This is a genomic window from Vreelandella vilamensis (assembly GCF_031451755.1).
GTDB lineage: Bacteria > Pseudomonadota > Gammaproteobacteria > Pseudomonadales > Halomonadaceae > Vreelandella > Vreelandella vilamensis.
This window is the reverse complement of the sequence record NZ_JARWAN010000044.1, coordinates 1-8581: the sequence shown is the minus strand read 5'-3', so window position 1 is coordinate 8581 and position 8581 is coordinate 1. Positions and strand designations below refer to the sequence as shown.

At 56.0% G+C, this 8581-nt stretch carries 10 protein-coding genes and 2 pseudogenes; 5 read left to right on the top strand and 7 right to left on the bottom strand.

The window, feature by feature from the left end; translation table 11 throughout:
• From QC823_RS15840 to QC823_RS15830, 3 genes and pseudogenes are all read left to right on the top strand, one after another.
• Positions 1-215, top strand: a pseudogene (locus QC823_RS15840) (IS481 family transposase); the annotation flags it as partial.
• Positions 200-363 (top strand): annotated as a pseudogene (locus QC823_RS15835) (DDE-type integrase/transposase/recombinase); the annotation flags it as partial. The pseudogenes QC823_RS15840 and QC823_RS15835, both read left to right, overlap by 16 nt.
• A gap of 78 nt (positions 364-441) precedes the next feature.
• Positions 442-1656, top strand: a complete 1215-nt coding sequence (locus tag QC823_RS15830) for a DUF4236 domain-containing protein (protein WP_309657307.1) — start codon at positions 442-444, stop codon at positions 1654-1656.
• Here QC823_RS15830 and QC823_RS15825 read toward each other — a convergent pair.
• The 6 genes from QC823_RS15825 to QC823_RS15800 form a co-directional block, all read right to left on the bottom strand.
• The gene (locus QC823_RS15825) at positions 1653-2171 is read right to left on the bottom strand and encodes a gamma-glutamylcyclotransferase family protein (RefSeq protein WP_309657306.1); all 519 of its coding nucleotides are present in this window, start codon (positions 2169-2171) and stop codon (positions 1653-1655) included. The two genes, QC823_RS15830 and QC823_RS15825, sit on opposite strands and share 4 nt — an antisense overlap.
• Positions 2172-2253: 82 nt before the next feature.
• Complete coding sequence (locus QC823_RS15820; protein ID WP_309657305.1) at positions 2254-3267, bottom strand: helix-turn-helix transcriptional regulator; 1014 nt, start codon at positions 3265-3267, stop codon at positions 2254-2256.
• A gap of 39 nt (positions 3268-3306) precedes the next feature.
• A complete protein-coding gene (locus QC823_RS15815; protein WP_309657304.1) occupies positions 3307-3945 on the bottom strand; it encodes a DUF2201 family putative metallopeptidase in 639 nt (212 codons plus the stop codon).
• Between the two features lie 90 nt (positions 3946-4035).
• Positions 4036-5283, bottom strand: coding sequence for a PcfJ domain-containing protein (locus QC823_RS15810; protein WP_309657303.1), 1248 nt, complete (start codon positions 5281-5283; stop codon positions 4036-4038).
• A complete protein-coding gene (locus QC823_RS15805) occupies positions 5234-5737 on the bottom strand; it encodes an opioid growth factor receptor-related protein (protein ID WP_309657302.1) in 504 nt (167 codons plus the stop codon). Before QC823_RS15805 ends, QC823_RS15810 begins: the two co-directional genes overlap by 50 nt.
• Positions 5727-6311, bottom strand: a complete 585-nt coding sequence (locus QC823_RS15800) for a metallophosphoesterase (RefSeq protein WP_309657301.1) — start codon at positions 6309-6311, stop codon at positions 5727-5729. Before QC823_RS15800 ends, QC823_RS15805 begins: the two co-directional genes overlap by 11 nt.
• Before the next feature lie 107 nt (positions 6312-6418).
• Between QC823_RS15800 and QC823_RS15795 the strand changes: the two genes are divergently transcribed.
• Complete coding sequence (locus QC823_RS15795) at positions 6419-7309, top strand: ADP-ribosylglycohydrolase family protein (protein ID WP_309657300.1); 891 nt, start codon at positions 6419-6421, stop codon at positions 7307-7309.
• A gap of 164 nt (positions 7310-7473) precedes the next feature.
• Positions 7474-7665, top strand: coding sequence for a PH domain-containing protein (locus QC823_RS15790; protein ID WP_309657299.1), 192 nt, complete (start codon positions 7474-7476; stop codon positions 7663-7665).
• A gap of 94 nt (positions 7666-7759) precedes the next feature.
• Here the strand turns inward: QC823_RS15790 and QC823_RS15785 are convergent, their stop codons facing one another.
• A complete protein-coding gene (locus tag QC823_RS15785; RefSeq protein ID WP_309657298.1) occupies positions 7760-8248 on the bottom strand; it encodes a DUF2846 domain-containing protein in 489 nt (162 codons plus the stop codon).
• Positions 8249-8581 lie beyond the last annotated feature (333 nt).

Here is an 8581-nt window from a genome sequence, read left to right as displayed (position 1 = left end):
ACGGCCGCATCAGCGACGTGCTGGCCACTCGGCGCTATGCATCAAGCGAGGACCTGGAACAAACGCTCAAACGCTACAATTGGCTGTATAACCACCACATTCCGCAAAAGGCGCTGCACCATCAATCACCGATTGCGATAATGAAGGAATGGCAGACCAAGTATCCTGAGTTATTTACCAAAAAGGTGGCCAATCACACGGGACCCGACACCTAGCCGTGTTCATTGGTCTTTACTCTCGTAACGTGGTCGGCTGGGCAATAAGTGAGCGTATGACAGCCGATCTTGTCTGTGACGCGTTCAGATGGCGCTATGGAAACGGAAAATGCCCAAAGGCGTGATAGTTCACTCTGACAGTAGATCGATAATACTTTTTGATCTTCGCTATCCTGGCCGCCTAAGATAGTTTTCTGCCTCATAATGGCTTTTACAAGGAGAGGGCATGGCCTTTCGCTTTCAGCGGCGTATCACGCTGGCGCCGGGTATCCGTTTAAACTTAAGTAAGCGCGGCGTTGGTGTGTCGGTTGGGCCACGCGGTGCTAGCGTTAGCGTTGGCCCAAGCGGCGCGCATGCCCATGCCGGACTTCCTGGCACGGGACTGGCGTATCGCACGAAGTTGAGTCGGCAAGGTAAAGGGTCTTCGTCGAGAAAAGCGGATTCGGAACCGGGGCCGCTCACTCGGATCACGGAATCGGGGCATCTTGACTTGGACCTGGCCGTGGATGATGAGGGGCACGTCACCTATCAATGGAAAGACGGTCAGCCGCTTTCCCCAGTGGATCAACGGTGGGTGCGGCGCCAAGGTGAAGCCGATATCCGTGAGCGCCTGCAAGTATTGTGCGAACGGCGTAACCAAGACCTCCAGCGACTGGGTGAGCTACATCACGAGACGCCTTGTCCTGAAACCCGCGGCTATACGCCTAAGTCCTTTCCTGATTCACCACCAACCCCGCCTGAGCGTTCGCCAATAAGCGGGTGGCATTGGCTATGGCCTCCTGCCAAGCAGCGCATTGCCTTAGAAAACGCTCGCCTGCAGACGCGTTTCGATGACGACTATCGTCAGTGGGAATGGCGCAAAGCCGAATTTGACGCTGAAGAGTTTGCCCGTCAACAGCGCGAAACAGCGGGTGTGTTCAACGATATCAGTACCATGGAGCAGACCCTGCGCGAGCGTTTGGAAGAGATCGAATGGCCGCGGGAAACCCAGATCGATTTTGATCTGGGCAGCGATGAGCACACTATCGCCGTGGATATCGATTTACCGCTTGAGGACGAAATGCCGGATCGCGAATGGACGATGCCGGCGAAGGCGCTCAAGCTAACGCCCAAGCCACTAAGTGATACACGTAAACGCAAGCTCTACCGTGATTATGTTCACGGGGTGGCGTTTCGCGTGCTAGGGGCTGTGTTTGCACGACTGCCGAACGTGCAAGAGGCGCGCGTATCCGGTTATAGCCAGGTGGCTGACACGGCAACCGGCGGCATGCGCGATCAATACCTCTACAGCATTAAGGTTACCCGCGAGCAGTGGTCGCGGATTCATTTCGATAAGCTGGCGCAGGTTGATCCCGTGGCGGCCGTCGAAGCGTTTGCCTTGCGCCGCGATATGACCAAGACCGGTATTTTTCGCGATGTTGAGCCGTTTGTTTTAGTTTAAAAGACTTCGCGTGCAAACGGTTCGTCAATGCCGTGGATAGCCATTTCACGGGCGTGGCGCTTGGCATCTGGGTCGTTAAAGGCCTCGATCCGTTCCAGCGCTCGGATATAAGGCAGCGGCAAACCATGCTCCCGGGCGCCGGCAAGTACGTGATGCTTGTACCAACCGTAGGGGCGAACGCCATGCGCGGTGATCTTGCCGACATACGCTTGCACTTCATATTGCCGCGATGAGGCAATATCTGAGACCGTCAGCCATGCTTCCTCATAGGCATGCCCCAGCCCTTCGTACTGATCCAGGGTGGGTTTGTGGTGAGATGCGACGTCCCAAATGACCCCGTAAACGGTGGCCTGCGCGGAGGCGGGAACGATATCGCACTTGCCGGAACCGTCACCGCTGCGCTGATGAAACGCCAGCCGATAGCCCGGTAAAAGGGCCGTGGCCACAAAGCGCGCGGGAATCCGCGCCGCCAAACGGTGGGTCGACATATTCGACCCATACGCAAAACACAGCATGCAACGCTCCTTGAGTGGATGGCAGACAATTGCCGAATCTTTTATCCGAAAAACCTCGCTAAGACAAAGCCGGTTGGTTTGCCTAGGTGTCGCGGTAATGCGCGACTACCTGTTCCGCATTGGTTTTGAGGGCTTCACGCCACGAGGCCGGAGCCAGTACCTTGATATTGGCGCCCATGCCCATCAGCCACCAAAGCGTTTGTTGGTCATCAGGGACGCGGGCGGTGAGATGGTAGTTGTCTTGGTCGGGCAGCGGCGAAATGTGTTGTGTTTCAGACAGTGGCGTTTCCTGCAGTAGCCACGCCACCGGGCGGGCAATCTCCGCTTCCAGCGTTACGTCACTTGTTCCTTGGCGATAACCGAAAGCGCCCCCTTGAATATACGCATCAATATCGAAATCCGCTTTTGACCGCCAAGTGACCTCGCTCAGGGCGACATCTTTAATGCGGTGCAGGGCAAATTGGCGCAAGTCATCAAAACCCTCTACCTGCGCCAGCAGGTACGTCACGCTGTGACGACTGACAAGACCTTGCGGGTGCAGCGTTAGCGGTTTTTCCGTCTCGGTTGAGCGTGACAGGTACATAATATCAAGAGCTTTTTGCTCCAGCAGCGCCTGGGATACCGTTTGCCAGGTGACCTCATCAAGCTCTGCCGGTATCAGCGCCTTGCCATTGAGAATGGCGCGTACTTTTCGCGCCCACTGACTTAACCCGTTAGCGCTTAATTCATTGAGCAAGCGCCGTGCATCGCTAAAGTGCGGTGACAGCTGCCCGACCACGACAGGAGGCAGCAGCCCTTTGAGGTACTCTTCGGCCAGCACCAGCGTGAGCGCACTCGGCACATCCAACGCGGGTAAATGGCAGTGAAAGTCGCGATCGAAGTACCAGCGGTAGGGTTTTTGGTTGTCATCGCAGCTAAGCGGAAAATGGAGCGAAAGGCGATCGCGAAGGTCGCGCTGTAGTGAGCGGGTATCGATATGAACCCCGCGCTCTTCTAGCTTCTCTTTCAGTACTGGGGTGGAGATACGCCCGGGCGCGCGTGGAATGAGCTGTAGCAGGGTAAGGTAGCGAAACAGCGTGTCACGAAAATCTGACATGGGACATCCTGTCCTGAAAGTGAGAAAACGATACTTAGCCTACCGCGCCGCGCAGAACTCGGCGACCATCGGAGGTAGCGCTGGCGCGTTTCGTGCCGCAACATGCGCGCGGCGGCGCCACAGAGCCGCCAATCCTATGTCGGGTACACTGGCATCACCGCGCGCTCCCATTGCCGCCGGGTGGACATCCAGGGTTTTTTCCTCTCCAGGGCATGGGTGGCCCGCCAACCACCGATACACGCGCGTAGCACTTAGCCCGAAGCAAACCGGAAACACCAGCGCCTGGTAGGGTAGCCTGATTCCCAATGCCAGGAGCAGGCTGTTTACCTCATGGTCGCAGGCTAAATGCCAGCGATGCGGACACGTTACCAACGGGGCAGCAAGATGCCCCGCGACACAGTGCCAAATCAGGTGCGCCTGCAAAAATACCCGAGCCTCATCGCTGAGCGTGGCGCTATATGCCGGGCAAAAATACAGGTAGCGCCCATCGGTACTGGCAAAATCCCCGTGTTCTGACGCCACCGGCGCTAACACCAAAAACTGGCTTAACCAACTCATGATTGGCAGCGTCTCCTCCCAGCATTCACGGTCCGCTTGCCACTTGGCCAGGTCCTGCTGCGCCAGTGTTGTTTTCACGGTGTCGAGGGGCTCTGCAGAAAAAAGTGTCGTCGTCGCCATCGGGTTACCTCCCTGAGTTTCCATCAACAGAGCTTACGGCAGCGCTACGACAAACCATGTCGTAAGAGCAAGATGACGCTCAAGGAGGAACTAAGACGCCCGGGGCTGCACGGTGGTTAACCACGCCTGAATCGCTTTTTGTGCCTCGTCAAGGGGCATGGCGTTACGAACACCCCGTGCTTGGCTTAGCACCCAATGATTGCCCTGCGGCGCAATGGCGATGGTTAACGCTTGAGGCGCCTGCATGTGATAGATCGCTAAGCGCCCATGTGCGACCGAACGATCATAGCTGCCAACGCAGTGCCCCATACGCTGGCCTTCCTGCAGAAGGGCCTGCCAGGAGGTCAGGGGCGTGATGGCCTTAGTGCCAGGCAAGGGTGGGGCAGGGTAATCGCCATGGCGGCGCTGCAGCGCCGCGGCATTTTGTTGGCCGTCATCCGCGTGTAGATCAGCGTTAAAGCGCTGTATCTGTCGGTCATGCAAGGCCTGCAATGCAGCGGCAGTGCGGACCCGGTAAAGTGCTTGAGGCGTTGCCGGAAGCATGCATGCCGTGTCGGTGATCATGCGCTTTAACCAAAGATGCGCGCCAGGGCGTGGGGTATCGTGTTCCAGCGTTCCATCGATGAGCACCAAAAGCCCCGGCCATCGCTCGCCTTCATAGCGGGCAAGAAAAAGCAGGTGCGCAAGATTCAGTGAGGCGTGATGGCGTAGCAGGACCGTATCGTCATTGCGGTGAAGCGGGCGTACCAGTTCCCGCAAGTCCCGAGGAATCATCGGCCACAAGGCGCAACGACGCAGCAGCTTGGCACAGGCGTTGGTGTTATCGAGACCAACAGCGGCGCATTGCTCTGCCTGTCGCTTGCCCAACAAGTGGTCAAAAAAGGCGGGTGTCCAGGATTCCTGTACGCCACGCTCGACCAACAAAATCAACAACAGCGGTGATGACACCGCTAACTCCTGGGCAGCCCTAAGCTGACCGCAAACCTGGGCTAATTCCACCCCCAAAAAGGGCGCCAGTCGGATGACCTCACGAACGCTCTCCGGCATACCTGCCATCAGCGCTGGCGCGTGTGTGGTGGCGAGAAGCGCCCAGCCAATGCCTATCGGCGCTAAAAACGTGCCACTCGCTACCGGCTCACCGTTGACGTCGCTTTGCCAAGCGAACGGTGTGGCTGACTGCCAAGGCGAAAGGCGTAGCGTTAACGGATACCCTACCGCCGCTTGGAAATCGAAGGCCACGCGGGTATCAGGTGGGGTGTCGTGAGGCGGGCGCTTCTTCCAGAGCCAATTAAAACGCATCACGCCAATACGCCAATGAGGTGTCAGATACCACGCCACGCTGAGTGCCTATCTCCATCACCGCACGCTGAAAAGCACGAGCGAGTGTCTCTTGGTGGCAAAGGGCGAGCGAACGGATGATGCGGGTAATCCGCAGGTGATGGTGACCGCCGGCTTTGAGCCAAATATGTTCTTGAATGGAAAGCGACGGCCCGGCGGTGATGAGATCGCCATGGCGCTCAAGACCAAAGAACGCCAGCATCATCGCCAGCGAACGTTGTTGGCGCTCACGTAGGGTGGCTTCTTCTTTAAAAGCGGCTTGCACCGCCGGGGTCAACACAGGGGCGAAGGCATTGAAGCGGCTAGCCTCCGGGATGGGAAACAGCCACTGAATGTAGTCGTGGGTGTGTTCCAGCCAAAATGGCGATAGCGCCCAGATATCCTCGATCATGCGCCCTTGGTGATCCGGCGCGTCGCCACGATAAAAGGTGATCAAGCGGGTGTCATTGGGCATCGTGATTGCCTATTAATGAACGTTGAGTGATCACCGGTTGCGCGGTAAAGCGCGCTGGCGTTATGGCACGGTCATCCAAACAGCGGATGCCCATGGCTTTTAAGCATTGAACAGAAGCCTCGTGCCACCAGGCATGCACCACCCGGCATTCGCCTATTTGCAAAAAAAGCGGTTGTTCACGCAGCCACTGAAAGTGGTCTAACAATGCTTCTAAGCCATTGTCTCGCTCTGCAAAGTCATCCACGAGCCGCTTGCGATCGTGATGTGCTCGGGTGGCCTGCACAAAGCGGCGAGGCTCGCCTTGGTACGCGTAAGCGGCGCTTATCCAGTTTAGCTCATGGTTACCCACCACCATATGAGCATGGCCGGCATCGACCATCTGGCGAACCAAGCGCAATACCGCTCCCGGCGCCTCGCCCTTATCGATCAAATCACCCACAAACAACGCCTGATGCCCCGGCTGGGACCAAACCCCGTTCTCCTGGTGGTAGCCCAAGGTATCCAGCAAGCTGACCAAGGTGTCATACCGTCCATGGACATCCCCGATGATGTCGTAATGCGTGATGTGACTCATGAGCTGCTCCTTCCTGATGAAGAACCCAGTTTGGCAGGCGCGTGCGACATGCCACGTCGCATCGATGCAATATCATAAAGATCCATCACACTATGCAGGAACGCACCATGCCCAAAATATCCCATGTGGCGATAACACCGTTAAATGATGACGCGCGCCTAAACCGCTACCGAGGGGCCTTGTTGGGATTAGCGGTCGGCGATGCGCTGGGGACGACGTTAGAGTTCTGCGCGCGGGATCGCTTTCCGTTACATACCGAGATGCTAGGCGGTGGCGCTTTTCACGTTGCCCCCGGTGAATGGACCGACGACACCGCCATGGCGTTATGCCTGGCCGATAGCCTACTGACCTGTCAGGGGTTTGATCCCCATGATCAGCTGACGCGTTATGTGCGCTGGTGGCGAGAGGGATATATGGCCTGCCAAGGCAGATGTATCGACATCGGCATGGCGACGCAAGAAGCCTTGCGTCGATTTGAGCGCACGCAAGACGTTAACGCGGGCAGTACTGAAGTAAACCGCAGCGGTAACGGCGGTATCATGCGCTTAGCACCTGCAGTGATGGTGGCACAAAGCGAAGCGCAGGCGATTATGTTCGCGATAGAGAGCAGCCACACGACTCACGCAAGCCCGGATTGCTTAGATGCCGCCGCGCTGTTTGGCAGCCTGCTATGGCGTTTGTTGCAAGGCGAGCCGCTGCGCCAGGTGCTGGTCAATATACCGGCGTTACCCGCCCGCAGTGACAGTATCTTGGCGATTCAGGCGGGCCTGTTTCGCGAGCTGCCCCGTGAAGAAATATCCTCAAGCGGCTATGTCATCGACACACTGGAAGCCGCGCTTTGGTGCTGTTGGCAGGCACCGTCGTTAGAGGCAGCGCTCATTCTCGCCGCGAACTTAGGCGACGATGCCGATACCGTGGCCACCGTAACCGGCCAGCTCGCACGGGCGGCGTGGGGCGCAGACCAGATACCCGCGCGCTGGATGGATAAACTTGCCTAGTGTGACAAGATCACGCAAATGGCGGACAAACTATGGGGAAGGAGCACATCGTGATCGATTTTGATAACAAGAGCGTTTTTAAACTAAAGCAAAGCCGCGATTATGCCGATAAGGTCGCGGCGCTACTGCTCGATGGAGAAGAGGTGATAGACGCCTACTAATCGATGCGTGATGGTGTGGTTTTCACCACCAAGCGTCTTATTGCTGTCAACGTCCAGGGGCTAACCGGTAGTAAACGCGATTTCACCTCCTTGCCGTATAAAAATATTGTCGCTTACTCGATCGAAACCTCCGGCACGTTTGGCCTCGACGCGGAATTGGAATTCTACTTTTCATCGCTAATGAGCGTTCAGTAAGGTGGTCAAGATTGGTTGTGGGCCTATGCAGGATAGACCCACAAATTGATATAGAACCCTGTGGTAATGCCGAGTCCTACTACGTTATCAAATGCTAGCGATTCGTCATTGTGCCGGGGTTAGTATCTTTTACGAAGTACTCACCCTCCAATTCGTTCAGCAGGGAAAGTGTATTACGAGCCATTACCAAGCCCATTTTAGCGTGCTGACGAATGAACACAGTTTCACCTGGTGCAACGTCTACATCAATTGATGCCCAGTTTTCCGCTTTGGAATACACCGTATGCTGCCCCGGCTCAACTGGGAAATAGATATGCTGGTTGCCACGAGTGTGGCCTACCTCAGACACATCCTCTTGATCATTCAGAAAAACATTAAACCGAACGATGGTGCCTGTCATTTCTGGACGTACCACATAGACCATGCCTTCATCAGCAGAAGGTTGCTGTGGTAACTCAAAACCCTGCAGCGCCGCTTGCATATTGTTTGAGGAAGGTGCTTTGGCAGCACAGCCTGTGATCAAAGCCATTACTACTAACGCCAGAACCAGCTTTCCCATTCCCTGAAGTTTCATGTATTCCATCTTTGTCATCCCTTGAGCGAGAGTAATCTCACCAATTAATTAATTTTTATCGCCCATAGAAGGCTTCGAGTGCTCAGAATGTTGAGCAGGGTTATGTTAAACAAATTTAGTTATATGTCACCACCACATTAGGTTTAGTTGATATGGGCCGGGGCGACACGGATGTATCTAGGTGCTGGTCCTTGAGAACCCAAGGCGCCTCCAAACCCAGGCCAAGCGTCAGAACCTAGGTGCCGTCCATGTCGGTGATTTTCAACCCAGTTGTCCAAATGGCTGCGCTTAAGCAGCCCGTTTATTACGCTCGATTTCGTGCATTTTTACCGGGTTGAGCGA

What these genes read in the sequence shown, in the direction of transcription:
- QC823_RS15815 (WP_309657304.1), bottom strand. Translation starts at nt 3,945, where the DNA reads ATGGCGACGACGACACTTTTTTCTGCAGAGCCCCTCGACACCGTGAAA.
- QC823_RS15790 (WP_309657299.1), top strand. Translation starts at nt 7,474, where the DNA reads ATGCGTGATGGTGTGGTTTTCACCACCAAGCGTCTTATTGCTGTCAAC.
- QC823_RS15830 (WP_309657307.1), top strand. Translation starts at nt 442, where the DNA reads ATGGCCTTTCGCTTTCAGCGGCGTATCACGCTGGCGCCGGGTATCCGT.
- QC823_RS15805 (WP_309657302.1), bottom strand. Translation starts at nt 5,737, where the DNA reads ATGCCCAATGACACCCGCTTGATCACCTTTTATCGTGGCGACGCGCCG.
- QC823_RS15795 (WP_309657300.1), top strand. Translation starts at nt 6,419, where the DNA reads ATGCCCAAAATATCCCATGTGGCGATAACACCGTTAAATGATGACGCG.
- QC823_RS15820 (WP_309657305.1), bottom strand. Translation starts at nt 3,267, where the DNA reads ATGTCAGATTTTCGTGACACGCTGTTTCGCTACCTTACCCTGCTACAG.
- QC823_RS15825 (WP_309657306.1), bottom strand. Translation starts at nt 2,171, where the DNA reads ATGCTGTGTTTTGCGTATGGGTCGAATATGTCGACCCACCGTTTGGCG.
- QC823_RS15800 (WP_309657301.1), bottom strand. Translation starts at nt 6,311, where the DNA reads ATGAGTCACATCACGCATTACGACATCATCGGGGATGTCCATGGACGG.
- QC823_RS15785 (WP_309657298.1), bottom strand. Translation starts at nt 8,248, where the DNA reads ATGGAATACATGAAACTTCAGGGAATGGGAAAGCTGGTTCTGGCGTTA.